This is a genomic window from Pseudomonas syringae CC1557, assembly GCF_000452705.1.
Lineage (GTDB): Bacteria > Pseudomonadota > Gammaproteobacteria > Pseudomonadales > Pseudomonadaceae > Aquipseudomonas > Aquipseudomonas syringae_F.
Map to the genome: position 1 here is coordinate 2,254,810 of NZ_CP007014.1, position 25,933 is coordinate 2,280,742.

Here is a 25,933-nt window from a genome sequence, read left to right on the forward strand (position 1 = left end):
AGGCTAAACCGGCGTGCGGTTTTGTCTGTCTGATGGTATACCGTAATATTAGCTGTGCAAGTCTTTTTTGCAGACGAGAGGAGCACGCGTAAAAGGTAATGGCCGACCACAAAAAAAGCGCCTGGTGCGGGCGCTTTTTGGGGGGAGTTACCGGGAGGGAACAGCTGAGAGCACAGCCTCAAGTCAGATCAACTGCACGCCTCGGAAGCAATGTAATCGTCCGTGGTGTCTTGGATGATTGGCCCCATGCCGCTGACCGCACGAGCGCGCTCCATGATTTCCAGGGTCGAGCCGGTGCCGACCAGATTCACTGTGTGTTTCTCACAGTTGTAGAGACGTTTGGAATAGATCACACCAAGCAGGCCTTCCCGGCGAGTGACGACGACTCGCAGGTCTGCGCTTCCGCTTTTCTCCACCAGTGCGTGGTGGGCGGTAGGGTCCGCGTGGACAGTTATGCTTTTTCCTTCGGCGTGTAGCGAGAAGGCGGGGATCAATAAGGCCAAAAGACAGGCATTAAGCTTCATCAGTGCTCCTGCGGATGAATGCAACAGTTTGGATCCGAATTTACTCCCGTCCCGCGGTTCTGAATAGCTACTACGGTCATCCTTTCGTCGGCTCGTATGCCTGATCCGCCTGGCTGCTTGCCGGAGTGTGTCAGCACTGGCTGTTGGCCTGGCAACAGCAGCTCGACAGCTTGCAAGCGTACGGACAGTTGACGCAGCGGGGCAGGCTTGCTAACTGATTGATATGAATGCTTTTGTGCAAATGGCATGGTTGCTGCTCTGTCGATGTTGTAAGCCCGTTCGACTCCTGCGTTCGGGATTCCATCGTCAGAGGAGTACTGATATGAGTCAGCCGTCCATCAAATTTGCGTACTGGGTGCCGAACGTCAGCGGTGGACTGGTCGTCAGCAAGATCGAACAGCGCACCAGCTGGACGATCGATTACAACCGCAAGCTGGCGCAGATCGCCGAGCGGTCCGGTTTCGAATACGCCCTGACTCAGATCCGCTTCACCGCCGGGTACGGTGCCGAGTACCAGCATGAATCGGTAGCGTTCAGCCATGCCTTGCTGGCAGCGACTGAAAAACTCAAGGTCATTGCCGCGATTCTGCCGGGGCCATGGACGCCATTAGTAGTGGCCAAGCAACTGGCAACCATTGACCAGCTCACGGCAGGGCGGGTGGCGGTCAACATCGTCAGCGGCTGGTTCAAGGGCGAGTTTCAGGCAATTGGCGAGCCGTGGCTGGAGCACGACGAGCGTTATCGCCGCTCCGAAGAGTTCATTCGTGCCTTGAAGGGTATCTGGACCACCGACAATTTCACGTTCAAGGGGGATTTCTATCGCTTCCACGATTACACCCTCAAACCCAAGCCCATCCAGCGCCCGCATCCCGAGATCTTTCAGGGCGGCAGCTCAAGGGCCGCTCGCGACATGGCGGCGCGTGTTTCGGACTGGTATTTCACCAACGGTAACACCCTCGAAGGCATCAAGGCGCAAGTCGATGACATTCGTGCCAAGGCGGCTGCCAATGGTCATTCGGTGAAGATCGGTGTCAATGCGTTCATCATTGCCCGTGATACCGAGGAGGAAGCGCGTGCCGTGCTTGCCGAGATTATCGACAAGGCTGATCCAGAAGCGGTCAACGCATTCGGTGATGCAGCGAAACAGGCCGGCAAAGCCAGCCCGGAAGGCGAGGGCAACTGGGCCAAATCCACTTTTCAGGACCTCGTGCAATACAACGACGGTTTCAAGACCAACCTGATCGGCACGCCGCGCCAGATTGCCGAGCGCATCGTCGAGCTGAAGTCAGTCGGCGTCGATCTGGTGTTGTCGGCGTTTTTGCATTTCCAGGAAGAAGTCGCTTATTTCGGTGAGCGTGTGTTGCCGCTGGTTCGTGAGCTGGAAGTGGCTGCCCAACGCAAACCCGCTGCCGCTATTGCCTGACCCTCCGTAACGCCTCCCGATCCCTGCCTTCCTCGCCGTGAGCGCTCAGCGCTCACGGCCCATTCAGAAAATCAGCCGCTACTGTGATCCAGATGGCGCCTGTACGCGTACTTTTAGCCCCTAGGCTCTGTGCGTAAAGTGGCTGCGCTCGGTGATGCTGCGTTAAAAACAGGCTCGAGCGCGAGTCCGATCAAGCGCGAGTCCGATCGGAATGCTCATTTACAACAGGTAGAGTCGAGCGCGACCCCCGGCCGGTTCTCGCCTGTTTTTGCCTTGCCTGACCTTTGCTCGCCGACTTTCCGTGCAGAGCCTGATAATCAACTGTCATTCACAAGTGGCATTGTAATGCCATTATCTGGCGTGCATTCTTTTCGTACCTTGGGTGCCCGACGCTCAGGTGAAGCCGAGTGCATCGCCAAAAACGGTAGTTGATGAAGATAAAGGGTTGCCGAGGGTTCCTGAGCAATCAGGTCCGGTTTTCAGAAAAACCAGAGACACTGGTTCTCAATTGTTGTGGAGGAAGGTTTTGAAACGCGACCTTCGGCTTGCGTCATGGCTGATCTTTGTAGTGTGCGGCTGCGTGGTGATGCTGATGGTCTGGCAGGCATGGACTGCGCGCCGTAACACGCTGGAGAACATCCAGACCAGCACGGTCAATCTGGCTGCGGCGCTGAGCACCTATACAGATGGCATCTTCAAGCAGAGCGAGCTGATGCTGATCGGCCTGACGGAGCGTGTCGAAAAAGACGGCACCGGGCCTGATCAGATAGAGCGACTGAGGTGGGTCATTGCCCGCGAAATGGGCGCATTGCCGCAGATCGATACGGTCACCCTGTTGAATGCGAACGGAGTTTCCATCTTTTCGACCAACCCGAAAGCCGTGGGTGTGAACAGTGCCGGGCGTGAGTTTTTCAAACATCACCTCGAAGAGCCCAGCCGGGCGACCTATATAGGCCCCACGATTCGCAGTCGTGCGTCCGGGGAATGGGTGATATCGGTCAGTCGTCGTATCAACAATCCCGACTCCAGTTTTGCCGGGGTCATGGCTGTGACCATCGGTATCAATCATCTGTTGAGTTTTTACTCGGGCATTCAGATCGGAGACACCGGTGTCATCAGTCTGACCACACCGGCCGGGCACCTGCGCGTGAGGTATCCCCACCTGGAAGCAGAAATCGGCCGTGATCTTTCCACGACGCCTGTATTCACTACCCGGCGTAACGAGTCGTCCGGGACGGCTCATTTCGTCTCTCAAATCGACGGTGTGGCGCGTTTCTATGCATTCAAACGCAGTGATGTGTACCCGATTGTGACCATCGTTGCGCTCGGCCAGAAGGAAGCCATGCTTGCCTGGCTGGGGCAGACCCGGCAGTCGCTCGTGGTCATGCTGTTGTTGTTGGGCCTGGTGATCGGGCTGGGTGTGCGTTTGATCAGGCACATCCACAGCCGCATACGTGCCGAAGACCAGTTGCTGGAGTCTCAGGCCGCGCTGATCCTGCTCAACCAGCATCTGGAATTGATCGCCTCTGAAGACAAGCTCACCGGATTGGCCAATCGCAGACGCTTCGATCAGTTTCTCGATGTGGAATTCAAGCGTGCCCGGCGCGAGCGCAGCATGCTGTCACTGATTCTGATCGACGCCGATCATTTCAAGCGCTACAACGACCATTACGGCCATTTGGCTGGCGACGAATGCCTGGTGACCCTTGCCCGCCTGGTCGAGCAGTGCGTTCGCCGGCCCTGTGATGTCGCCGCCCGCTATGGCGGCGAGGAGATCGCAGTGGTGCTGCCCGATACCGATGAGTCCAGTGCGCATCAGCTTGCCGAGAGCATCTTGAGGTCCATTCAGAACGAGCAGATAGAGCATCTCGATAGCCCATACGGGATTGTCACGGTGAGTCTCGGCGTGGCGACTTTCATGGGCACGGATCGACAGCAGGATCAGCGCGGCCTGATAGAACTGGCCGACCGGGCGCTTTATGCCGCCAAGTCCCAGGGCCGTAACCGGGTAAGCGTTGCCTCGGAAACCGCCATTGGTACGCTGCCAGGCTGGACTCAGGCCAAGGCCGAGGCCGATCAGTAATATGGATTACCTGATCGACTGGCCGGATAGCCTGAGTCCTGGCGGCCTGTGTTTATTCCTTGTCCGGCATTTGCGCTGCTTCATCAGTCTGTTGGCCGTGCGGTTTGCGGCGTAGTACCGACAGCACCCAGACGAAGAAGATCGGCACCAGAATAACCCCCAGCAGGGTCGCACTGAGCATCCCGCCGATGACACCCGTGCCGATTGCACGCTGGCTCGCGGCACCTGCGCCGGTAGCCAGCGTCAGCGGCACCACGCCAAGAATGAAGGCCAGCGACGTCATGACAATCGGCCGCAAGCGCAGCCGTGCTGCCTGCAGGGCAGCATCACGCAATGAATGACCTTGATCCCACAGCTCTTTGGCGAACTCGACGATGAGAATCGCGTTTTTCGCCGCCAGCCCGATGATGGTGATCAACCCGACTTTAAAATACACATCGTTGGGCATGCCCACCGCTGTTACCGCCAGCACCGAACCCAGCGCGCCCACCGGTACGATCAGCATGACCACCAGTGGAATCGCCCAGCTTTCATACAGTGCGACCAGCAACAGGAACACCACTAACAGCGCGAGGGCGAACAGACCGGTCGCCTGACCGCTGGCGACCTTTTCCTGATAGGACAGGCCAGTCCACTCATAGCCGATGCCTGGAGGCAGACCGGCGACGATACGTTCGATTTCGGCCATGGCCTCGCCGGTACTGACACCCGGTGGTGCGTCGCCTGCGATCCGGAACGTCGGGTAGCCGTTGTAGCGGGCGATCTGGACCGGGCCTTCTTCCCAGTGCGTCGAAACGAACGCGCCCAGTGGCACCAACGTGCCGCTGCTGTTGGGCACATACAGCTTGAGCACGCTGTCCGGGGTCATCCGCGCGCCTTGTTCGGCCTGCACCACGACTCGCTGCTGGCGCCCGGCGTTGGCGAAATCGCTGATCACCGAGGAGCCGAATGCGGTGGAGAGGGCGTTGCTGATCGACTCGAAGCTGACCCCCAGCGCCCGCGCCTTTTCGCGGTCGATATTCAGGCGTAACTGGGGCGCTTCGGCCAGGCCTTCCATCATTGCGTAAAGAATTTTCGGGTTGCCATTGGCTTTGCCCAGCAACTCATTGCGCGCTGCCAGCAACGCCTCGCGACCCAGGCCTGCACGGTCCTGCAGGCGCAGTGCGAAACCGCCGGAGGTGCCCAGCCCTTCGATGGGCGGTGGCGTGACTGCCATGACCGTACCGTCGCCGAGGCCGGCAAAGTGCTGATTGAACGCCGCGGCTTCTTCGCTTGCCGACTGGCCCTTGCCACGCACTGACCAGTCTTTCAGGGTCGGAAACGCCAGGCCGGCGTTTTCGCCCATGCCGGAGAAACTGAACCCCAGTAGCATGGTCACGGCGCCCGTGGCTTCGCGGGACAACATATAGTTTTCCAGTAACTGCGCTGTGGCGTCGGTGCGCGCCCGGGTCGCGCCGGGTGGCAGTTGCACGTCGATGATCAGATAGCCCTGGTCTTCGACCGGCACGAATGACTCCGGCAAGCGCAGGTAGAAAAAACCCAGCAGGCCGACGATGCCGACGTATAGCAACATGTAGCGACCGGCACGCTTGATCATGCTCGAACTGACGCGCTCGTATCGGTCGGTAAATCTACCGAACAGACGATTGAAGCCGCCAAAAAAGCCGCGCTTTTCATGCTGCCCGCCCGGGATCGGCTTGAGCAATGTGGCACACAGCGCCGGGGTAAACGTCAGCGCCAGAAACCCCGAAAACAGAATCGACACCGCCAGCGACAGCGAGAATTGCTGGTAGATCACGCCGACCGAGCCACCCATGAATGCCAGCGGCAGAAATACCGCAGCCAGCACCAGGGTGATACCGAAAATCGCGCCGGACACCTGCTGCATCGCCTTGATGGTTGCGGCGGTCGGGGATAGGCCTTCTTCGGCCATGATCCGTTCGACGTTTTCGACCACCACAATCGCGTCGTCGACCAGAATACCGATGGCCAGCACCATGCCGAACATGGTCATCATGTTCACCGAGAAGCCCAGCAGGTACATGATCGCCAGCGTGCCGGCGAGACACACCGGCACCACAATCGTCGGGATCAGCGTGTAGCGGATGTTCTGCAGAAACAGGAACATCACCAGAAACACCAGCACCATGGCTTCGATCAGGGTGTAGATGACCTTGTCGATGGCCACGTCGACAAAGCGCGAGGTGTCATACGGCACCGAAAACTCGACGCCTTCGGGGAAGTTGACTGACAACTCGGTCAGCCGTTGCTTGACTGCCTTGACGGTTTCAATCGCATTGGCACCCGGCGATAGCTGAACGGCACCGGCGACGGCACGCTTGCCGTCCAGGCGTGATTCGAAGCTGTAATCCTGGCTGCCGATCGCGACCCGTGCGACGTCTGAAAGATGTACCGCAGAACCATCTTCATTGGCCCGCAACACGATGCGTCCGAACTCTTCCGGGTTGTCCAGCGTGCCCTTGACCGCCAGGGTTGCGGTCAGCTCTTGTAACGATGTGCCCGGGCTGCTGCCAAAACTGCCGGCAGGGACTTGTACGTTCTGCGCGCGAATCGCAGCGTTCACGTCATCGATGGACAGTCCGAAGCCGACCAGCTTCTGCGGATCGATCCAGACCCGCATGGCAGCTTCGGCAGCAAAGAACTGCAACCTGCCGACGCCCTTCACCCGGCTGATTTCATTGTTGACGTTACGTGCCGCGTAGTCCGCCAGAGCGACCGTGTCCTTGTTGGCCGAGTCGCCCTTGTAACTCAGGGTGAAGATCATCAGGAAACCGGAACTGGCCTGTTCGACTTGCAAGCCCTGGCTGAGCACCGTCTGTGGCAGGCGTGCTTCGGCTTTCTTGATACGGTTCTGGACTTCGACCTGCGCCATGTCGGGGTTGGTGCCGGGCACGAACGTGACATTGATTTCGGCGCTGCCGGTCGAGTTGCTGGTCGACTCGTAATACAGCATGCCCTTGGCGCCGTTGAGCTCATCTTCGATGACGCTGGTCACCGAGTCCACCAGCACTTTGGCCGACGCGCCCGGGTAGGTGGCGGTGATGGTGATCTGCGGGGGCGCAACGTCCGGGTACTGCGCCACCGGCAAGGCGGGCAGGGCCATCAGGCCGGCCAGCAGAATGAACAGGGCCAGCACCCAGGCAAAATTGGGCCGCTTGATAAAGAACAGAGACATGGAGAGTGATCCTCGACCGCGCTGAAAGCGGCTTTATTGAGCCTTGGCCTGCGGCTGGGCGGATGACGATTTGGCGATGACCTTGTCACCCGGATTCAAGCCGCTCAGGTTGCCAAAGATCACCTGTTCGCCTGCTTTCAGGCCCTCGGTGATCTGCCAACGCGAGTCCTGCATGGTGCCGGTCTTGACCGGACGGGCTTCAACCGCGCCATCCTGACCAATCAGCAGGACGCGGGCTGCGCCATCACTCGAACGCTGAACGGCTCGTTGAGGAACAAGAATGGCGTTGGCGTCGACCCGCTGCGGCGTGCGCACGCGTACATACATACCCGGCAGCAACACGCCTTTGGGGTTGGCGAAGCGGGCGCGCAACGAAACCTGGCCGGTAGTTCGGTCCACCGCGACATCGGTGAACAGCAGGGTGCCGGTGCTCTGGAAATCGGTGCCGTCAACGCTCAGCGATAAAGCGTCTTCGCCACCCTTTGGCAGGCGGCCTTCCTGAATGGCTGCGCGCATCTGCAGCGCATCGGCCGCTGGCTGGGTAAAGTCGGCGTAGACCGGGTCAAGTTGCTGGATGGTCGCCAGCAATGTGGTTTCGCCCTGACCGACCAGTGCGCCTTCGGTGACCATCGCTCGGCCGATGCGACCCGAAATAGGTGCTCTAACGGTGGCGTAACCCAGGTTCAGTCTGGCTGTTTCCACATCAGCTTCCGCCGAGCGTTTCGCTGCGATAGCGTTTTGTAGCGCAGAACGTGCCGAATCGAAGGTCTGGCGACTTACCGCTTCGATCTCCACCAGCGACTCGTAACGTTTCACGGTGGCCCGGGTTTCGAACAGTGTGGCTTCGGTGCGGGCCAAATCACCCTGAGCCTTGGACAACGCCGCCTTGAAAGGGGCCGGGTCGATCTGAAACAGCACTGCGCCGGCTTTCACGTCAGCGCCTTCTTCGAAATTGCGCGTCAGCACGATGCCAGCCACGCGGGCACGCACCTGTGCCACACGAACCGGCTCAATGCGGCCGGGCAATTCGTCGATCACAGTGAATGATTCTGCTTTGACAGCAACCGCCTCCACTGTTTTGGGAGCCGCAGACGCAGCGTGGTCCTGCTGCGGCTTCTGCTCGCAACCGGCAAGGCCAAATGCGCCCAGCAGGGCTATTGCAGGCAGAACACGCCAATTGCTGAAATTACTCATCATTCACCCGGCCGCAGCCCATCAGATGTTAAAGCCGCGAATCATCCGCTTTTGTACCATCATGAGTCAATATTGGCTCATATGAGACTTTGGTGACTAATTGTGTATATTCTGTGCCAATAAACACATGTCCTGCACAATGCGCTGCATGAAATCGACAAAGAGGTAACAACGAGCCTGATGGACGTACCCGCTGCTGACGAAAAACTCCTGAAAGCACTGGCCATTGCACTGGTCGACCATTCCACCGGAACATTCAAGGACATCGCCGAAGCGGCAGGCGTGAGCAAAGCCACCCTCAACCGCTTCTGCGGCACCCGCGCCAACCTGATCGAGATGCTGCTCATCCACGCCTCCGAGCTGATGAACAAGATGATCGCCGATGCAGACCTGCAACATGCGCCTGTGCTTGAGGCATTGCAGCGGCTGGTCGACAACCACCTGACCCACCGGGAAATGCTGGTGTTTCTGGTTTTCCAATGGCGTCCGGACACCATGGACGAGAACGCCGGCGGCCTCCGCTGGCTGCCGTATTCCGACGCCCTGGACGCGTTTTTCCTGCGTGGCCAGCGCGAAGGCCTTTTTCGCATCGATGTCAGCGCTCCGGTGCTGACCGAAACGTTCGCATCATTGCTGTTCGGGCTGGTCGACGCCGAACGCCGCGGCCGGGTGGCACGCGCCGGGCTGGACGCAGTGTTGCTCCAGGTTTTCATGCAGGGCGCAGCGGCTGTGAAGTGAGCAAGTAGTTTGCAGAAAACCCCCGTGCTGTTTTGTCGCACCCGATCTAGCGCCCTCTGGATCAACGGTTAAGCGCCTGCTCACGGTTTGATACAGGATTGACGGTATTCGCTCCGAACCTTGAGTGGTAAATTCGCCGCCACGCATTCGTCGCTCCGAGCGCCTTCTCCTTCAAGGGACGCAAGACATGACGCAACATCTGACCCGCCGCGAGGTGGTCACTGGCCTTTCCCTGCTGAGCCTTGGTCTGCTGGCCGGCTGTGGCAATTCCAATGCCCTGCCGTTCAAGCACGGCAAAGACATGAGCAACGAGATCGTTGGCCGTAACTTCAGGCTCAAGGACCCGCAGGGCAACGTAAAGACCCTGTCGAGTTTTCGCGGCCTGATGCCGATGATCTTCTTCGGCTTTACCCAATGCCCGGCAATCTGCCCCACGGCGCTGGCACGCGCTGCGCAAATCAGGAAGCTGATGGGCGAGGAGGGCAAGACGCTCCAGGTGGTGTTCATTACCCTGGACCCGGAGCGCGATACGCCCGAGGTGATCGACGCCTACGTGAAGGCCTTCGATCCTACCTTTGTAGCCTTGTCCGGTACGCTTGAAGAAACCGTCGCGACGGCCAAGGAATTCGGGGTGTTTTTCGAGAAAGTCCCACTGGGTGATACCTATACGATTTCCCACACCGCCACCAGCTACGTCTACGACACCCGCGGCGTACTGCGCCTGGGCCTGTCGCACAGGCTGTCCGCCCAACAATGCACCGAAGATCTGCTCACTTTGATGGAAGTATGCTGATGACCGTTCTGATTCGTAACGCCGTAAAGCCGCTGTTGCTGACCCTTTCGCTGTTGGGCCTGAGTGCTAACGCGCTGGCCGACACTAAAGTCGACGATGCCTGGGTTCGTGCCACTGTGCCGGGCCAGCCCGCCACTGGCGCGTTCATGCACATCACCTCGAGCACTGACAGCAAGCTGATCGACGTTGCATCGCCTGTCGCCAAGACCGTGCAGATCCACCAGATGAGCATGAAAGACGATGTGATGAGCATGCAGCGCGTTACGTCGGTCGACCTGCCAGCGGGCAAGCCGGTGGTGTTCGATTCCAACGGTTACCACGTGATGTTCATGGGCCTCAAGGCGCAGGTCAAAGAGGGCGATGAAGTGCCCCTGACGCTGACCGTCGAAGACGCCAAGGGCGTGAAGGAGTCAATCGAAGTCAAGGCCGTCGCCCGGTCGCTGACCTCTGACGAGCACAGCGGTCATGGCGATCACAGCGGTCATTGATGCATTGATTGGAGCGCATCGCACAGTCAAGACCGGACGCGGAGCGTCCAGAACTGCATGCCGACGCGGAGCGTCGGCACGATAGTATTCTCCCGGACACCTCTCGTTCCTCAGTAATCTGACTCACATATTCACTTTCAGTCTAACCAGCGAACCAAATATTCTTTTCAGGAACAAGCCTTTTTCCGCCATGATTGCCTTGCCATAACAACTTTGGAAAGGTGACTGATACCAACAGAACCTGGATTTTTATCATGAAAATGCAGGAGTGTATCAATGGGCAATGTCCAGACCGCAGCCAGTGCACACGATGTGCCCTGGCGCCAGACGCCGAGTGGCGACTTGGTCGATCTGGGGCGTCCCTTCCATGGCCCGTTGGCGTTGGCGTTGGCGCGGCTGCAAAGCACCCCCAAACCGATTCTCGGGCGACGTGAAGCCGTTCTGCTCGGTGCGCTGGCACTGGTGTTCCACGCTGCGGTCATTTACTGGCTGAGCAATAATCCGACGCCTGTATTGCCGGTCGTGCCGCCGGAAATTCCGCCAATGACCATCGAGTTTTCCCAGCCTGCGCCGCCCGTGGTGGAAACACCGCCGCCTCTACCCGAGCCGGTCGTGCAGCCGGTGGTCGAGCCGCCTCCGGTCGAGGATGAACTGGCCGTCAAGCCGCCACCGCCCAAACCGATTCCCAAACCACAACCGCCCAAACCGGTCGTAAAGCCGGTCGTAAAGTCAGTGTCCAAACCGGTTGAGCAACCGCCGGCACCTGCCGTGCCTGCACCGCCAGTTGCTGCGCCCGCGCCACCGGCACCGCCTGCTTCCAAACCGGTAACCCCGGCATCGGCCAGTGCTGGCTACCTGCGCAACCCGGCGCCGGAATACCCGTCGCTGGCGATGCGTCGCGGCTGGGAAGGCACCGTGTTGTTGCGTGTGCAGGTCTTGGCCAGCGGCAAGCCTGGCGAGATTCAGATCCAGAAAAGCAGCGGTCGCGATCAGTTGGATGATGCCGCGCTGGCCGCCGTGAAACGCTGGAGTTTCGTACCCGCCAAACAGGGCGATGTTGCCCAGGATGGCTGGGTCAGCGTGCCCATTGATTTCAAGATCAAATAGACCACATAACCGGAATTTCGATTGACCCGGCGAGCTACCTGAACCAAAGGCGCATCGCGACACACCCCATGCCTTGTTCAGACTTTGTTGAGAGAGAGCTGCGCCATGAACCTGATTGCTTCGCCTTTTGAATCCATAGAACACGCAGTCATCTGGCTGTTGGTGATCTTTTCCGTCGCCACCTGGGGCCTGGCTTTGCTCAAGGGCGTGCAGTTCTCACGCCTGAAGTCCCAGGACCGCGCGTTCCATAAACAATTCTGGGCCGCATCGAACCTCGATTCCGCTGCCCGACTGGCCCATGAACAACCGGGTGCAGCTGCTCGCGTCGCGCTGGCCGGTTACACCGCGATACAAGTGCCGGAGGGCGCGCAAGGCAACGATCTCAGCCAGTCGATCAATCATCAGGACCGCCTTGAGCGTGCCTTGCGCCAACAGATTGTTCGTGAGCGCCGCTCACTGGAAACCGGTCTGGCCATTCTTGCCAGCATCGGCAGCACCTCACCCTTCATAGGCCTGTTCGGTACGGTTTGGGGGATCATGTCGGCCCTCAAGGGGATCAGCGCCGCGGGTTCGGCGAGCCTGGAAACCGTGGCCGGTCCGATCGGTGCCGCGCTGGTGGCGACCGGCGTAGGCATTGCTGTCGCGGTGCCTGCGGTGCTGGTCTACAACTACTTTCTACGACGCCTGAAGCTGACTGCTGCAGACCTGGACGACTTTGCCCACGACTTCTACAGCCTGGCGCAGAAGAGTGCGTTCCGCGTGCTGTTGCACCCGGTCCTGAAATCTGGCGCCACAGGCGGGCAGGCCGCACAGAAAGTGAAGGAGGCGTCCTGACATGGCTTTTTCCACTCAAGACACTGACGAAGTGCTGAGCGAGATCAACGTCACCCCGCTGGTGGACGTGATGCTGGTGTTGCTGGTGGTGTTCATCGTCACCGCGCCGCTGCTCACCAACTCGATCCCGATCAACCTGCCCAAAACCGAATCCGTCGCGCCGGTAGAGCAGAAAGACCCGCTGGTGGTAAGTATCGACGGTCAGGGCAAGCTGTTCATCAACAAGGATGAAATCCAGCCTGACCTGCTGGAGACTAATCTTAAAGCCGCCAGAGAGAAGGCTCCGGACGTGCGAGTGCAATTGCAGGCGGACAATGCCGTGAACTATGGCGAAGTGGCGCGAGCCATGGCCTCCATCGAGCGCGCCGGTATTACCAAACTGTCGGTGATCACCGCTAAATAAGCGTCATTTCCCTTAATCAGTTTCAACCGTTTCGGGCCGCATCCTCAGGCAGGTGCGGCCTTTTTTTGTTCGCATTTCAGGTGTTTTTCAGTGCTGACACAAATGTAGAAGCTTATTCTTTATTGGTATTTAAAAGTTTCTGTAAATGTCATTAAGCTATAAACATCGGATCACCGGCTCATCAATTCACTCTTAATGATCGCCACCGTCCGCCGCACGGATCGCTCGTTGTAACCAGAACATCAGTTTCTGGATCAGGGATTTACAAGGGGTAGCGGTATGGGGAATTTCAACAGAAATGCACTGGCCACGGCGATTTTTTCAGCTAATTTGCTGAGCGTCGCCGGGATCAGTGCAAGCGCCTACGCTGTAGAAACAACAGATGAACAAAACCACCAGGCTTCTACGCTGGGTACGGTGATCGTCACCGGCACCCGTGCGCAAGAGCGCACCGCCAGCGCGTCGTTGTCGCCTATCGACGTTATTTCCGGTGACAGCCTGCGCAGTTCCGGTTCCAGCGAACTGGGCACGGTACTGGCACGCTTGATCCCGTCGATCAACTTCCCTCGGCCCAGCCTGGTAGACGGTGCAGAGCTGACTCGCCCGGCGCAACTGCGCGGTCTGTCGCCGGATCAGGTGTTGGTGCTGGTCAATGGCAAGCGTCGTCATACGTCGGCGTTCGTCAACCTGGGCGGGGCGGTTGGACGCGGCTCGGCACCTGCCGACCTCAACGCTATTCCACTGTCGGCTATCGATCACATCGAAGTACTGCGCGACGGTGCTTCGGCGCGCTACGGCTCCGATGCGATCGCCGGGGTGATCAATATCATCCTCAAGAGCGCCGATCATGGCGGTTCGATTTCCAGCAAATATGGCCAGTACAAGAAGGGCGATGGGATTCAGCGTCAGGTCTCCGGCAATACCGGCTTCGCGCTGGGTGACAACGGCACGCTGAACCTCTCGGGTGAAGGTGCCAATAACGACTACACCAACCGTGCCGGTGATGACCTTCGGGCGTCCAGTGCAGGTTCCACTACTTACGGTCAGCAGGTGTTCCGCCAGGGGGAGCCCGAAACCGAAGAGGGCAAGTTGCAGTACAACGCCGAATACAGTTTCAACGAGGCGGCGGAGTTCTACAGTTTTGGTGGCTACAGCAAGCGCCGTGGCGAAACGGCTGCGTTCTATCGACCGAGCAATGCCTCGAACAACATCGCGGCGATTTATCCAAACGGTTATTTACCGCTGATTCACGGCACGCTGGAAGACACCACGTTTGTCGCCGGGCTACGGGGTGAGCTTGCAGATGACTGGCATTACGATCTGTCCGCCAACTACGGCAGGAACTCTTATGAACTGCGCACCAAAACCATCAATACATCGCTGGGCCTGAACACGCCACGTTCGTTCGATAACGGCACGCTGACCAACGATCAGAAGCAGTTGAGCCTCGACCTCTCGCGGGAATTCAGCGCCGCGTGGCTGCCGTATCCGGTCTCGGTAGCCTTCGGTGCCGAGTATTTGCGCCAGGGCTATCAGATTGAAGCAGGGCAGGCGGAATCGTACTTCCAGACTGGCAGTTCCGGGCTGGGTGGTTTCCGCGCGGCCGATGCGGGCAGCTACTCGCGGCACAACTTTGCGCAATACCTGGACGTGGAAACCAACCTGACTGACAAGCTCGGTGTCTCGGCTGCCGTTCGCCATGAGGACTACAGCGATTTCGGCTCCAATGTCAGCGGCTCGCTGTCGGCGCGTTACGATTTCACGCCGCAGGTGGCCTTGCGCGGCAGCGTGTCGACGGGGTTTCGAGCACCTTCGCTGGCCCAGCAGAACTTCACCTTTACCTCGTCGCAGTTGATCGGCAACACCATTCAGGAAGCGGGCACGTTCCCGGCGGGCAGCAATGTCGCTCAGCTGTTGGGCGCCGAGGATCTGAAGCCCGAGAAGTCGCGCAACTACAGCCTGGGTCTGGTAGTACAACCGCTGGACAGCCTGACCGTGACTGCCGACGTGTATCACATCGACATCCAGGACCGTATCTCGCTGTCGTCCAACCTGGTGCTCAATAACGCGGCGATCAACTACCTGCGCAGTAACGGCGTTGGTGACATCAACTACACCAGTGCCCGCTATTTCACCAATGCCACCGACACCAGCACCGACGGCGTCGATCTGGTCGCCAACTATCGCTATCAGTTCGACAATGGCGTGCGCTGGAACAGTACCCTGGGTTACAACTACAACCACACCAAAGTCACCGACGTGAAAGCCAACCCGGCCATTCTCGATCAACTGGGCGTGAACCTGGTCCGGGTGGATCGCAGGGAGCGTATCGGCCTGCTGGGCGATACCACGCCGCAGCACAAACTGACGCTGGGCAACGACCTCACCTTCGGAAACTGGGCGCTGCATTCCAATCTGGTGCGCTACGGCGAGTTCACCAGCTACCAGGCTGACAAGGTCAACGACCAGACCTTCAGCGCCGCCTGGCTGCTGGACCTGGCGGTGGACTATAAACTCAAGAACTGGGTCTTTACGCTGGGGGGTGACAACGTCACCGACAAATACCCGGAGAAGCTCAACGACTTCTCCTCCAGCGGCGGCAACCTGGCCTACAGCACCTTTTCGCCTTACGGGTATAGCGGGGCGTTTTATTACGGGAAAGTGACGTACAACTGGTAGCCGGGCTTTACGCGCATGCCAGCGCTTCACGCTGGCATGCATCCCGTGACACTCAGCTGCCCTGCAGTGGAGTGGCATCCTGAAAGAAGTAATCCTGCCACGACGCGGGCTTGTTCTTGATCGCCCCGACGCGATACAGGAACTCGGCCAGGGGATAGGTGTTCTTCGGCGTGATGGTGAACTGGAACGTTGGCTGGTCAATGATCTTCAGCAGTTCGGCGCGGTCGATCTTCGCCTTGGTGACACGCAGATAGATGTCGGCTGCGGCAGCGATGTCTTTGCTGACGAATGTTTCCGCCTCGGCCAGCGCTTCGATGAATGCCTTGTAGGTTTTCGGGTTTTCTTCACGAAACTTTTCTGTGGCGAACAGCACTGTCGGTGAGTTGGGCCCCAGCAGGTCGTAAGTATTGAGTACTACATGCACATTGGGGTTTTTCAGCTCCTGATCCTGATACGGCGGGTTTGAAAAGTGCCCGGTCAATTCTGTGCCACCGGCAATCAGGCTGGCGGCCGCATCCGGATGGGGCAGGCTCAGGGTGTATTTGTCCAGTCGCGCATATTCCTTGTCACCCCAGAGCCTGGCGGCGGCAAGCTGCAGGTAGCGCGATTGCACTGAAACGCTGACTGCCGGAACCGCGATGCGGTCCTTTTCAGTGAAGTCGGCAATGGTTTTGACATTGGGATTATTGCTCACCAGGTAGTACGGGAAGTTACCCAGCGACGCCACCGCCTTGACGTTCTGTCGGCCTTTGGTGCGGTCCCAGATAGTCAGCAAGGGGCCAACCCCTGCACCGGCAATATCGACGGAGCCTGACAGCAGCGCATCGTTGACCGCCGAACCACCAGACAGTTGGGTCCAGTCCACCTTGATGTCGAGTCCATCTTCCTTGCCATGTTTCTCGATTAATTGTTGATCGCGCACCACATTGAGCAGCAGATAGACGATGCCGAATTGCTCGGCAATGCGGATTTCACCTTCAGCCTGCGCGGTAGCCGGGGCGATCAGGGTGGCGCTCAGCAGGGCGGCACCCAGACCTATGGTCGCTGTGAGACGGCTGATACGGGGTAGAAATTTTGCGGTTTTCGACATGCGATGCTCCAACATTGATTTAAAGTTTTATGGAGCATATCGCTATATAAAAAGTTATTTAAATAACCTTAATGAATAACCATAGACCGTCGGACACGCGCGAAAGAAGCAGACAAGACAGGTTTTAATATTCTATTTTTTTATAATTAGCTTAGAAGTAAATGTGCTTTTTAATCGGGATTCCATGCGCCTAGTCTTGCTGGTCAGTCTCAAGCCATTCAGGAGCAAGACCATGAGCAACGTCAGCGCTTTGCCAGTCCAGTCAGCTACGACACCATCGGGTGGCGGCAGCGTGCGCGACAGGGTGTCGCCGGAAGAATGGGAAGTCCGGGTCAAACTGGCAGCGGCCTATCGACTGGCCGCGCTCAAGCGCTGGACTGATCACATCTACACACACTTTTCGGCACGCGTGCCGGGCCCGGACGAGCATTTTCTGATCAATGCTTTCGGGCTGCTGTTCGATGAAATTACCGCGTCGAACCTGGTCAAGGTCGACATCGACGGCACGATTGTCGATGACCCGACCGGACTGGGCATCAACTACGCCGGGTATGTAATCCACAGCGCCATTCATGCCGCACGCCATGACCTGCAAGCGGTGTTGCACACGCACACGCGCGACGGCATCGCCGTGTCGGCACAGAAAGACGGTTTGCTGCCGATTTCCCAGCACTCGATTGCCTTCTCCGGGCGCGTGGCCTACCACGGTTACGAAGGCATTGCGCTGGATCTGAGCGAGCGCGAACGACTGGTTGCGGACCTGGGTGACAAAAGTGTGATGATTCTGCGCAATCACGGCTTGTTGACCGGCGGCGTGAGTGTCGAGCATGCGTTTCAGCAACTGCATGCCCTGGAATATGCCTGCAACATTCAGATAGCCGCGCAATCGGCAGGTAATGCCGAACTGGTGTTTCCGCCACCCGAGGTAATTGCAAAAGTCGAACAGCAGGCCAGGGTCATCAAGGACGGCCACGGGCCGGGTGTCATAAGGCACTGGAATGCATTGATTCGCGAGCTGGAGCGTAGCGGCGCTGATTATCGGGACTGAGCCTGCAATGCAGTGATGCGAGGCGTGGAGGGTTGGTGTAGTGTGCGCACCCAAAACAAGGGGCGCATACATGCAAGACCTGCTGAACGAAATCCTCGATGAAGTGAGACCCTTGATCGGTCAGGGCAAGGTGGCCGATTACATTCCGGCATTGGGCGGCGTCAGGCCGGATCAACTGGGCATCGCGGTCTATGGCAACGATGGTCAGATGTTCAGTGCGGGGGATGCCGAAACGCTGTTTTCCATTCAGAGTATTTCCAAGGTATTCAGCCTGGTGCAGGCCATCGGTCATTCCGGTGAGGACATCTGGCAGCGTCTCGGCCATGAGCCTTCCGGCCAGCCGTTCAACTCGCTGGTACAGCTCGAATTCGAGCGGGGCAGGCCGCGCAACCCGTTTATCAATGCCGGTGCGCTGGTGATTTGCGACATCAACCAGGCCCGCTTCGCCGCGCCTTCCCTGTCGATGCGCGACTTCGTCAGACGCCTGTGTGGCAACCCCGGCATCACCTCCGACTTCAAAGTCGCCGACTCCGAATACCAGCACCGCTCGCGCAACGCAGCAGCTGCCTATCTGATGAAATCCTTCGATAATTTCCATGGCGATGTGGAAGACGTGCTGCGCAGCTATTTCCATCATTGCGCACTGAGCATGAGCTGCATCGACCTGGCGCGTGCCTTCGGCTTTCTGGCCAATCAGGGTTTTTGCGTCCACAGTGGCGAGCAGATCCTCAGCGCTCGCCAGACGACGCAGGTCAACTCGATCATGGCCACCAGCGGTCTTTATGACGAAGCAGGCAACTTCGCCTATCGTGTGGGTTTGCCTGGCAAGAGTGGAGTAGGTGGCGGCATTGTGGCTATTGTTCCCGAGCGTTTTTCGCTGTGTGTATGGTCCCCTGAGTTGAACGCCGCCGGTAATTCCCTGGTCGGTATGGCTGCGTTGGAAAAACTCAGTGCGAGGATCGACTGGTCAGTCTTTTGAACTAAAAAGTGCTCTGGAGCGCAGATGATCAGAAATCAAGGATTGAGTCGAAGGGTGTGCAGCTTGCTCATGATGAGCATCGGGCTGCTGGTGCTGGCCGGTTGCGGTACCCAGCGTGCGCAGGAACCGGAGCTGAGCCCGCAGCAGGCGCGCGCGCAGATCGTGCGCCTGATACCGGCCAGTGTCAGTGACCGGCAGGCATGGGCGACGGACATCCATGCTGCGTTCGCCGCGCAGAAAATCCCGCTGACCACCGAAAACATCTGTTCGGTACTGGCCGTGACCGAGCAGGAATCCACCTTCCAGGTTGATCCTGCGGTGCCGAACATGGGCCGGATCGCCCGCGCCGAAATCGACCGGCGTGCTGCGCGGCTGCATATTCCCAATGCGCTTATAGCCACTGCGCTGCGCGTTCGCTCACCGGATGGTAAAACCTATGGCAAACGACTCGACTCGGCACACACCGAGAAAGACCTGAGTGCCATTTTTGATGACTTTATTGGCATGGTGCCGTTGGGACAGGTGCTATTCGGCAACTTCAACCCGGTCAAGACCGGTGGGCCGATGCAGGTTGCCATTGCCTTTGCCGAGAAGCACGCCGAGGATTATCCCTACACGGTTGAAGGCTCCATCCGGCGTGAAGTGTTTACCCGCCGTGGCGGCATGTATTTCGGTATCGCGCACTTGCTCGGCTACCCGGTTAACTACACCCAGTCGCTGTACCGCTTTGCCGATTTCAACGCCGGTTGGTACGCCAGCCGTAATGCAGCGTTTCAAAACGCGGTAAGCCGGGCAACCGGCATCGAATTGGCGCTCGATGGCGACCTGATCCGTTTCGATTCCACCTCACCGGGCTCTACCGAACTTGCGGTGCGCACGCTGGGTGACCGACTGGGCATGAACAAGTCGCAGATATGGAGTCAGCTCAAGCAGGGCGATACTCTGGAATTCGAAGAAACCGATCTGTACAGCAAGGTGTTCGCGCTGGCCGACAAGGCAGCGGGCAAGCCTTTGCCAAGAGCCATCCTGCCCGGCATCACCCTGAAAAGCCCGAAAATCACCCGCAACCTCACCACCGCCTGGTTCGCCGAGCGTGTTGACGACCGCCGCGAACGCTGCGTGCTGCGCGCGCCGAAGTGAGGTTGAATCAGCTTGGACGCGCTCCGTATGCCTGGCCTGGAAATCAACGTGACAGCAGTCTCACTGTCATCGCATCCCGCTCGCCCTCGAAAAAACCGTCCAGTACAGCCTGAAACACCGGCCGGTCAGGGGCGGCGAGGGCGAAAAGGGTCATGCTTGAATGCAGCTTCATGTCATCCGGCGAGCCGAAAATTTGCTGTGCGGTACGTTCTACCTGAGGGGCAATAAGGGCTGCGCACTGCTCCAGACGTGGTCCGAGCAACGGATGTTGCAGGTAAGCCCTGGCTTCGTCGAGATTACTCATGGCATAGCGTTGCGCCATTTCGCTATGGCCAAGCCCCTGAATTTGCGGAAACACGAACCACATCCAGTGGCTACGCTTGTGTCCGGCTTCAAGCTCCATTAACACCTGTTGGAACACTGGCTGCTGAGCGTTGACAAAGCGTTGCAGGTTGTAAACGTCGTTCATGATGAGCTCCCTGTTTTCCAACGAACCTGTGGTCGTATGATGGCTGCCCGATACGGGGGTTCGACCTGTCTCTAGAGTTTTTTGCGTATGCCTGTTTTCAAGCGCTTCACCACCTTCATGCAGCAGGCTTTGCGCGCCGTGCATCTGGTCTGGACCACCTCTCGCGCGCTGTCCGTCGGCTTGATACTGGCCACGCTGGTCGCCGGTCTGTTGCCCGCGCTGGCCGCCTGGCTGGGGCAGCGCATCGTCGATGCGGTGGTTGCAGCGATGCAGTTGCATGCCAGCGCCGGTGAAGCCCCTTTGTGGCCCGTGCTGCGTTACGTACTGTTCGAAGCTGGCGTGCTGGCCCTGCTGGCCGGGGCTCAGCGTGCGCTGTCGGTGCAGCAGGCGCTGCTGCGGGTGCTGCTGGGGCAGAAGGTCAATACCTTGATTCTGGAGAAGGCCCAGACGCTGTCGCTGTCGCAGTTCGAGGATTCGGAATTCTACGACAAGCTGGTGCGCGTCCGGCGTGAGGCCTCAACCCGTCCGCTGGCGCTGGTCACCAAATCGCTGGGCTTGCTGCAAAACCTCATTTCGCTGATCAGCTTCGCCGTGCTGCTGGTGCACTTTTCGCCCTGGGCGTTGCTGATTCTGGTGCTGGGCGCGTTGCCGGTGTTCTTCGCCGAGGCGCATTTCTCAGGCGATGCGTTCCGCCTGTTTACGCGCCGTGCCCCGGAAACCCGCCGCCAGAATTACATTGAAACGCTGCTTTCCCACGAGGGCTACATCAAGGAAGTCAAACTGTTCGGCTTCGCGCCGCTGCTGCTTCAGCGCTATCGCGAGACCTTCGAACGACTGTACGGCGAAGACCGCCGTATGACCCTGCGCCGCGATGGCTGGGGATTTCTACTGGGGCTGCTGGGCACTGCATCGTTTTATCTGGCTTATGCCTGGGTGGTGGTCGATGCCGTACATGGCAACATCACGCTCGGTCAGATGACCATGTACCTGGTGCTGTTCAAGCAGGGGCAGGCGGCAGTCAGCAGCAGCCTCAGCGCGATCAGCGGTTTGTATGAGGACGGGCTGTACCTGGCCGATTTGTACATTTACCTGGGCCAGCCGGTCCCACCCCCGACCGGCAGCCTGACGCAGGGCGCATTGCCTGGCGACGGCATGCGTTTCGAGAAGGTGAGTTTCACCTACCCAGGCACCAGCCGCCCGGCGCTGGAACATATCGACTTGCACCTGGCGCCCGGTCGCAGTGTGGCGCTGGTGGGTGAGAACGGGTCGGGCAAGACCACATTGATCAAGCTGCTGACCCGTTTGTATCGGCCTGATCAGGGGCGCATTCTGCTGGATGGCAGCGATTTGCAGGAGTGGGACGAAGATGCCCTGCGCTCGCGGATCGGCGTGATCTTTCAGGATTTCATTCGCTATCAGTTTCTGGTCGGCGAAAACCTCGGGGTCGGCGACACCCATGCGTTTCACGATGAAACCCGTTGGCGAGAAGCGGCGGCGCAGGGCATGGCCGCGCAGTTCATCGAACAGCTCGACAAGGGCTATGCCACGCAATTGGGCCGCTGGTTTGCAGGCGGTCAGGAGCTGTCCGGCGGGCAGTGGCAGAAGATCGCCTTGTCGCGTGCCTATATGCGCCGCGACGCCGATATTCTGATTCTCGACGAGCCGACTGCCGCGCTGGATGCCGGAGCAGAAGCGGCGGTGTTCGACCACTTCCGCGAATACGCCAAAGGCCGCATGACACTGCTCATATCGCACCGGTTTTCCAGCGTGCGCAATGCTGAACACATCGTGGTGCTGGAACATGGGCGAGTGCTTGAGCGTGGCGATCATGACAGCCTGATCGCCGCCGCAGGGCGCTACGCCGCGTTGTTCGATCTACAGGCGCAGGGCTATCGCTAGATAAAATCGCTGTATGAAAAGTGTTGCAGTCAGTTACATGTCGGCGTTTTATAGGAACCCTGTTTCACACCGTATTCTTCTGAACCAAACGGAGTCATCGATGCAATTTCGTAAATTGGGCAAGACCGACCTGTCGGTCAGCGCCATCTGCCTGGGCACCATGACCTGGGGCGAGCAGAACACCCAGGATGAAGCATTCGAACAGATTCGTATGGCCAAGGACGCGAAGGTCAACTTCCTCGACACGGCAGAAATGTACCCGGTGCCGCCGCGTGGCGAGACTTACACCAAGACCGAAAGCATCATCGGCGAGTACTTCAAGAAGTACGGCGATCGCAACGACTGGGTGCTGGCCAGCAAGGTCGCCGGTCCTGGCCGCATGGATCACATCCGCGATGGCAATCCGCGTCTTGACCGCAAGAACATCACCGCAGCGCTGGAAGCCAGTCTCAAACGCCTGAACACTGATTATCTGGACCTGTATCAGCTGCATTGGCCAGATCGCAAGACCAACTTCTTCGGCGTGCTGGGTTATACCCACGATGCGGATGATCAGGCCGTCGAGATCGAAGAAACCCTGTCGGTACTGGGCGATCTGGTCAAGGCGGGCAAGATTCGCCACTTCGGGCTGTCCAATGAAACGCCATGGGGCACCCAGCGTTTTCTGCACCTTGCCGAAACCCTGGATCTGCCACGTGCTGTCTCCATCCAGAACCCCTACAACCTGCTTAACCGCACGTTTGAAGTCGGTCTGGCAGAAATCGCCATTCGCGAACAGATCGGCCTGCTGGCCTATTCGCCACTGGCATTCGGTATGCTGGCCGGCAAGTACCTTGATGGTGCGCGTCCTGCCGATGGCCGCCTGACCCTGTTCGAGCGCTTTCAGCGTTACAACAGCCCGCAGGCCGTCAGCGCCACCGCCCAATACGTCGCGCTGGCCCGCGAGCATGGTCTGGACCCTTCGCAAATGGCCCTGTCCTATGTGACCAGCCGGCCGTTCGTGACCAGTAACATCATCGGTGCCACGAAACTCGATCAACTGAAGATCAACCTGGAGAGCATCGACGTCACGCTGTCCGATGAAGTCATCGCCGGCATCGAAGCGATTCACACCTCGCAACCCAACCCTGCGCCTTAAGCTGAACTGAACTGAACTTCCTTTCAGCCTCGCCAGTCAGCACTAATACGCTCACTCCGAGGCTGAAATCGATGCATATCTCACTCAAGCAACAAGTCGCAATCGTCACTGGGGCCAGTTCCGGCCTGGGTGCAGGTGCTGCCCGGGCACTGGCCGACGCCGGTGCTGCGGTGGTCATCAACTACAACTCCAAAGCTGAACCTGCCGAAAAGCTGGCCGAAGAAATTCGCGCCGCTGGCGGACGGGCTCTGGCTGTCGGGGCCGACGTGTCGAAAGAGGAAGATGTCGAGCGAATGTTCGCCCAGACCATCGAGCACTTCGGTGCGCTGGATATTCTGGTTGCCAATTCCGGTCTGCAAAAAGACGCGTCCATCGTCGACATGACCCTCGAAGACTGGAACACCGTCATCAACGTCAATCTGACCGGGCAGTTCCTCTGCGCCCGCGCGGCGTTGCGCCAGTTCATCAAGCAGGGCATGCGCCCTGATGTGTCGCGGGCGATGGGCAAGATCATTCACATGAGTTCGGTCCATCAGTTGATTCCCTGGGCCGGGCACGTCAATTACGCAGCCTCCAAGGGCGGCGTCGATCTACTGATGCGCAGCATTGCCCAGGAAGTCGGCGAGCTGAAGATTCGCGTCAACAGTGTTGCGCCAGGCGCCATCCGCACCCCGATCAACGCCGAGGCGCGTAAAGGCGACGCTGAAAAGGAAATGCTCAAACTGATTCCCTACGGCCGCATCGGTGAGCCGGAAGACGTTGCCAACGCAGTGCTCTGGCTGGCCTCCGATGCCTCGGACTATATCCATGGCACCACGCTATTCATCGACGGCGGCATGACCCTCTATCCGGAGTTCCGTGGCAATGGCTGAATTTCTGGAGGAGGCACAAAACCGTATCGAAGACCACGGCATCATCGGCGACATGCGCAGCGCAGCCCTGATTGCCGACACCGGCAGTATCGATTTTTGCTGCTGGCCGGATTTCGACAGCCCGTCCATTTTCACGGCGCTGCTGGACACCACCGACGCCGGGATTTTTCAGCTCGCGCCCGATCTGCCTGAGGCGCGTCGGCTGCAAATCTACCTACCGGACACCAATGTTCTGCAAACTCGCTGGATTTCCGAGCAGGCGGTGGTGGAAGTCACTGACCTGATGCCGATTGGCGAAGATCAGGACGACCTGCCACGCATTGTGCGCCGGGTTCAGGTGCGCTTTGGTGAGGCGCGGATTCGCATGCGTTGCAGGGTGCGCATGGATTACAGCCGCGCCGAAACCACCGCACGCATCGATGGCCAGGACGTCTGTTTCGAGGCCGAAGGGCAGCCCGGCATGCGCTTGTCTGCCGCCACGCCGCTGCATCTGGAGCAACACGATGCCGTGGCGGAATTTCACATGCACAAAGGCCAGACCATCGAGTTTATCCTCGGCGGCATCGACGACCCGAATGTAGCGGCAGGCAAGTGCTCGCGTTATTTCGACGACACCCTGAAATTCTGGCGGCGCTGGGCCGGGCAGTCGCAATACAAGGGCCGCTGGCGTGAAATGGTTACCCGCTCCGCGCTGGCGCTCAAGTTGCTGACCTCACGCAAGCATGGCGGAATTGTCGCCGCCGCGACCTATGGCTTGCCGGAAACCGAGGGTGGTGAGCGTAACTGGGATTACCGTTACACCTGGATTCGTGATGCGTCGTTCACCGTTTACGCCTTCATGCGCCTGGGTTACACCGACGAAGCCAATGCGTTCATGAGCTGGGTGCGCGGCAGGCTGGACGATTGCTGCGAGCAGACCGAAAAACTTGGCATTCTGTATGCCCTTGATGGCCACGCAGAGCTGCCCGAGGAACATCTCGATCACTTGTCCGGCTATGGCGGTGCCCAGCCGGTGCGTATCGGTAATGAGGCGTACCAGCAGGTTCAACTGGATATCTACGGCGAACTGATGGATGCCGTCTACCTGGCCAACAAATACGGCGACGCGATCTCCCATGACGGCTGGAAGCATGTCGTGCGTCAGGTCGATTATGTGTGCGAGCACTGGAGCGACCGTGATGTGGGCATCTGGGAAATGCGCGGCGGCGATCAGCACTTTCTGCATTCGCGGCTGATGTGCTGGGTGGCGCTGGACCGGGCGCTGCGTCTGGCTTTCAAGCGTTCACTGTCAGGGCCATTCGAACGCTGGACCAAGGTGCGCGAAGACATCCAGAACGACATCTGGGAAAACTTCTGGAACGAAGAGCTTGGTCATTTCGTGCAACACAAGGGCAGTCGCAATCTGGATGCGTCCATGTTGTTGATGCCGCTGGTGCGCTTTGTCGGTGCCAACGATCCCAAGTGGCTGGCGACACTGGATGCCATCGAAGCGACGCTGGTGCGTGACGGCATGGTGTACCGCTATCGCAACGATGACGATCATGATGACGGCCTGGCAGGCGACGAAGGCGCATTCGTCGCCTGTTCATTCTGGTACGTCGAATGCCTGGCCCGCGCCGGACGCGTCGAGCAGGCGCATCTGGAGTTCGAGCAACTGCTGCGCTACGCGAATCCGCTGGGGCTGTACGCCGAAGAGTTCGATGGGCATGCCCGTCATCTGGGCAACACGCCGCAGGCTTTAAGCCATCTGGCGCTGATCAGCGCAGCCAGTTTTCTGGATCGCAAGCTGAGTGGCGGTGAGGCGCTCTGGCAGCCTTGATATCGGCAATCTGATAG

21 protein-coding genes are annotated in these 25,933 nt (G+C 58.8%); 16 read left to right on the forward strand and 5 right to left on the reverse strand.

What is annotated here, in order from left to right; all coding sequences use genetic code 11:
* Positions 1-188: 188 nt before the first annotated feature.
* Positions 189-524, reverse strand: a complete 336-nt coding sequence (locus tag N018_RS10390) for a hypothetical protein (protein ID WP_024643338.1) — start codon at positions 522-524, stop codon at positions 189-191.
* 322 nt (positions 525-846) lie between these two features.
* Between N018_RS10390 and sfnG the strand changes: the two genes are divergently transcribed.
* Positions 847-1,947, forward strand: a complete 1,101-nt coding sequence (sfnG, locus tag N018_RS10395; RefSeq protein WP_025389500.1) for a dimethylsulfone monooxygenase SfnG — start codon at positions 847-849, stop codon at positions 1,945-1,947.
* A 526-nt stretch (positions 1,948-2,473) separates the two neighbouring features.
* Positions 2,474-4,030 carry a sensor domain-containing diguanylate cyclase gene (locus tag N018_RS10400; RefSeq protein WP_032632301.1) on the forward strand — a complete coding sequence of 519 codons (1,557 nt, stop codon included), beginning with the start codon at positions 2,474-2,476 and terminating at the stop codon, positions 4,028-4,030.
* 52 nt (positions 4,031-4,082) lie between these two features.
* Here the strand turns inward: N018_RS10400 and N018_RS10405 are convergent, their stop codons facing one another.
* Together N018_RS10405 and N018_RS10410 are read right to left on the reverse strand one after the other, a co-directional pair.
* The gene (locus N018_RS10405) at positions 4,083-7,226 is read right to left on the reverse strand and encodes an efflux RND transporter permease subunit (protein ID WP_025389501.1); all 3,144 of its coding nucleotides are present in this window, start codon (positions 7,224-7,226) and stop codon (positions 4,083-4,085) included.
* 33 nt (positions 7,227-7,259) lie between these two features.
* Positions 7,260-8,420: an efflux RND transporter periplasmic adaptor subunit gene (locus tag N018_RS10410; protein ID WP_025389502.1), complete on the reverse strand. Its 1,161-nt coding sequence runs from the start codon at positions 8,418-8,420 to the stop codon at positions 7,260-7,262.
* 180 nt (positions 8,421-8,600) lie between these two features.
* Here N018_RS10410 and N018_RS10415 point away from each other — a divergent pair, with 180 nt between their 5' ends.
* The 7 genes from N018_RS10415 to N018_RS10445 all read left to right on the forward strand — a co-directional run bounded on the left by N018_RS10415 (position 8,601) and on the right by N018_RS10445 (position 15,462).
* The gene (locus N018_RS10415; protein ID WP_025389503.1) at positions 8,601-9,158 is read left to right on the forward strand and encodes a TetR/AcrR family transcriptional regulator; all 558 of its coding nucleotides are present in this window, start codon (positions 8,601-8,603) and stop codon (positions 9,156-9,158) included.
* A 187-nt stretch (positions 9,159-9,345) separates the two neighbouring features.
* The gene (locus N018_RS10420) at positions 9,346-9,951 is read left to right on the forward strand and encodes an SCO family protein (RefSeq protein ID WP_025389504.1); all 606 of its coding nucleotides are present in this window, start codon (positions 9,346-9,348) and stop codon (positions 9,949-9,951) included.
* Positions 9,945-10,439 (forward strand): copper chaperone PCu(A)C, encoded by a 495-nt coding sequence (locus tag N018_RS10425; RefSeq protein ID WP_024643344.1) that lies wholly within the window; start codon positions 9,945-9,947, stop codon positions 10,437-10,439. The genes N018_RS10420 and N018_RS10425 overlap by 7 nt, the downstream gene beginning before the upstream one ends.
* A 276-nt stretch (positions 10,440-10,715) precedes the next feature.
* Complete coding sequence (locus tag N018_RS10430; RefSeq protein ID WP_024645769.1) at positions 10,716-11,546, forward strand: energy transducer TonB; 831 nt, start codon at positions 10,716-10,718, stop codon at positions 11,544-11,546.
* A gap of 105 nt (positions 11,547-11,651) precedes the next feature.
* Positions 11,652-12,380, forward strand: coding sequence for a MotA/TolQ/ExbB proton channel family protein (locus N018_RS10435; protein WP_024645768.1), 729 nt, complete (start codon positions 11,652-11,654; stop codon positions 12,378-12,380).
* A 1-nt stretch (position 12,381) separates the two neighbouring features.
* On the forward strand, positions 12,382-12,783 hold the full coding sequence (locus tag N018_RS10440; protein WP_024645767.1) for an ExbD/TolR family protein: 402 nt from the start codon (positions 12,382-12,384) through the stop codon (positions 12,781-12,783).
* 279 nt (positions 12,784-13,062) lie between these two features.
* Entirely contained in the window at positions 13,063-15,462 is a 2,400-nt protein-coding gene (locus N018_RS10445; RefSeq protein ID WP_025389505.1) for a TonB-dependent receptor plug domain-containing protein, read from the forward strand.
* 52 nt (positions 15,463-15,514) lie between these two features.
* Here the strand turns inward: N018_RS10445 and N018_RS10450 are convergent, their stop codons facing one another.
* Positions 15,515-16,552 carry an ABC transporter substrate-binding protein gene (locus tag N018_RS10450; RefSeq protein WP_025389506.1) on the reverse strand — a complete coding sequence of 346 codons (1,038 nt, stop codon included), beginning with the start codon at positions 16,550-16,552 and terminating at the stop codon, positions 15,515-15,517.
* Positions 16,553-16,784: 232 nt separating this feature from the next.
* On the opposite strand from N018_RS10450, the gene N018_RS10455 reads away from it, so the two are divergent.
* The 3 genes from N018_RS10455 to N018_RS10465 all read left to right on the forward strand — a co-directional run bounded on the left by N018_RS10455 (position 16,785) and on the right by N018_RS10465 (position 19,719).
* Positions 16,785-17,600, forward strand: coding sequence for a class II aldolase/adducin family protein (locus N018_RS10455; protein ID WP_024645764.1), 816 nt, complete (start codon positions 16,785-16,787; stop codon positions 17,598-17,600).
* Positions 17,601-17,670: 70 nt separating this feature from the next.
* Complete coding sequence (gene glsB / locus N018_RS10460; protein ID WP_024645763.1) at positions 17,671-18,579, forward strand: glutaminase B; 909 nt, start codon at positions 17,671-17,673, stop codon at positions 18,577-18,579.
* A 69-nt stretch (positions 18,580-18,648) separates the two neighbouring features.
* Positions 18,649-19,719 carry a DUF1615 domain-containing protein gene (locus tag N018_RS10465; protein ID WP_025389507.1) on the forward strand — a complete coding sequence of 357 codons (1,071 nt, stop codon included), beginning with the start codon at positions 18,649-18,651 and terminating at the stop codon, positions 19,717-19,719.
* A gap of 43 nt (positions 19,720-19,762) precedes the next feature.
* Here the strand turns inward: N018_RS10465 and N018_RS10470 are convergent, their stop codons facing one another.
* Positions 19,763-20,188, reverse strand: coding sequence for a DUF1810 domain-containing protein (locus tag N018_RS10470; RefSeq protein WP_025389508.1), 426 nt, complete (start codon positions 20,186-20,188; stop codon positions 19,763-19,765).
* 87 nt (positions 20,189-20,275) lie between these two features.
* Between N018_RS10470 and N018_RS10475 the strand changes: the two genes are divergently transcribed.
* From N018_RS10475 to N018_RS10490, 4 genes are all read left to right on the forward strand, one after another.
* Entirely contained in the window at positions 20,276-22,087 is a 1,812-nt protein-coding gene (locus N018_RS10475) for an ABC transporter ATP-binding protein (protein WP_025389509.1), read from the forward strand.
* Positions 22,088-22,187: 100 nt separating this feature from the next.
* Positions 22,188-23,225 (forward strand): NADP(H)-dependent aldo-keto reductase, encoded by a 1,038-nt coding sequence (locus N018_RS10480; RefSeq protein ID WP_025389510.1) that lies wholly within the window; start codon positions 22,188-22,190, stop codon positions 23,223-23,225.
* A 71-nt stretch (positions 23,226-23,296) separates the two neighbouring features.
* The gene (locus tag N018_RS10485; RefSeq protein ID WP_024645758.1) at positions 23,297-24,097 is read left to right on the forward strand and encodes an SDR family oxidoreductase; all 801 of its coding nucleotides are present in this window, start codon (positions 23,297-23,299) and stop codon (positions 24,095-24,097) included.
* A complete protein-coding gene (locus N018_RS10490) occupies positions 24,090-25,916 on the forward strand; it encodes a glycoside hydrolase family 15 protein (RefSeq protein WP_024645757.1) in 1,827 nt (608 codons plus the stop codon). Before N018_RS10485 ends, N018_RS10490 begins: the two co-directional genes overlap by 8 nt.
* The last annotated feature ends 17 nt before the right edge of the window (positions 25,917-25,933 follow it).

Bases quoted from the DNA above. Each gene is read 5' to 3' on its own strand.
- N018_RS10390 (WP_024643338.1), bottom strand. From the start codon at position 524: ATGAAGCTTAATGCCTGTCTTTTGGCCTTATTGATCCCCGCCTTCTCG.
- sfnG (WP_025389500.1), top strand. From the start codon at position 847: ATGAGTCAGCCGTCCATCAAATTTGCGTACTGGGTGCCGAACGTCAGC.
- N018_RS10405 (WP_025389501.1), bottom strand. From the start codon at position 7,226: ATGTCTCTGTTCTTTATCAAGCGGCCCAATTTTGCCTGGGTGCTGGCC.
- N018_RS10410 (WP_025389502.1), bottom strand. From the start codon at position 8,420: ATGAGTAATTTCAGCAATTGGCGTGTTCTGCCTGCAATAGCCCTGCTG.
- N018_RS10415 (WP_025389503.1), top strand. From the start codon at position 8,601: ATGGACGTACCCGCTGCTGACGAAAAACTCCTGAAAGCACTGGCCATT.
- N018_RS10420 (WP_025389504.1), top strand. From the start codon at position 9,346: ATGACGCAACATCTGACCCGCCGCGAGGTGGTCACTGGCCTTTCCCTG.
- N018_RS10425 (WP_024643344.1), top strand. From the start codon at position 9,945: ATGCTGATGACCGTTCTGATTCGTAACGCCGTAAAGCCGCTGTTGCTG.
- N018_RS10430 (WP_024645769.1), top strand. From the start codon at position 10,716: ATGGGCAATGTCCAGACCGCAGCCAGTGCACACGATGTGCCCTGGCGC.
- N018_RS10435 (WP_024645768.1), top strand. From the start codon at position 11,652: ATGAACCTGATTGCTTCGCCTTTTGAATCCATAGAACACGCAGTCATC.
- N018_RS10440 (WP_024645767.1), top strand. From the start codon at position 12,382: ATGGCTTTTTCCACTCAAGACACTGACGAAGTGCTGAGCGAGATCAAC.
- N018_RS10445 (WP_025389505.1), top strand. From the start codon at position 13,063: ATGGGGAATTTCAACAGAAATGCACTGGCCACGGCGATTTTTTCAGCT.
- N018_RS10450 (WP_025389506.1), bottom strand. From the start codon at position 16,552: ATGTCGAAAACCGCAAAATTTCTACCCCGTATCAGCCGTCTCACAGCG.
- N018_RS10455 (WP_024645764.1), top strand. From the start codon at position 16,785: ATGAGCAACGTCAGCGCTTTGCCAGTCCAGTCAGCTACGACACCATCG.
- glsB (WP_024645763.1), top strand. From the start codon at position 17,671: ATGCAAGACCTGCTGAACGAAATCCTCGATGAAGTGAGACCCTTGATC.
- N018_RS10465 (WP_025389507.1), top strand. From the start codon at position 18,649: ATGATGAGCATCGGGCTGCTGGTGCTGGCCGGTTGCGGTACCCAGCGT.
- N018_RS10470 (WP_025389508.1), bottom strand. From the start codon at position 20,188: ATGAACGACGTTTACAACCTGCAACGCTTTGTCAACGCTCAGCAGCCA.
- N018_RS10475 (WP_025389509.1), top strand. From the start codon at position 20,276: ATGCCTGTTTTCAAGCGCTTCACCACCTTCATGCAGCAGGCTTTGCGC.
- N018_RS10480 (WP_025389510.1), top strand. From the start codon at position 22,188: ATGCAATTTCGTAAATTGGGCAAGACCGACCTGTCGGTCAGCGCCATC.
- N018_RS10485 (WP_024645758.1), top strand. From the start codon at position 23,297: ATGCATATCTCACTCAAGCAACAAGTCGCAATCGTCACTGGGGCCAGT.
- N018_RS10490 (WP_024645757.1), top strand. From the start codon at position 24,090: ATGGCTGAATTTCTGGAGGAGGCACAAAACCGTATCGAAGACCACGGC.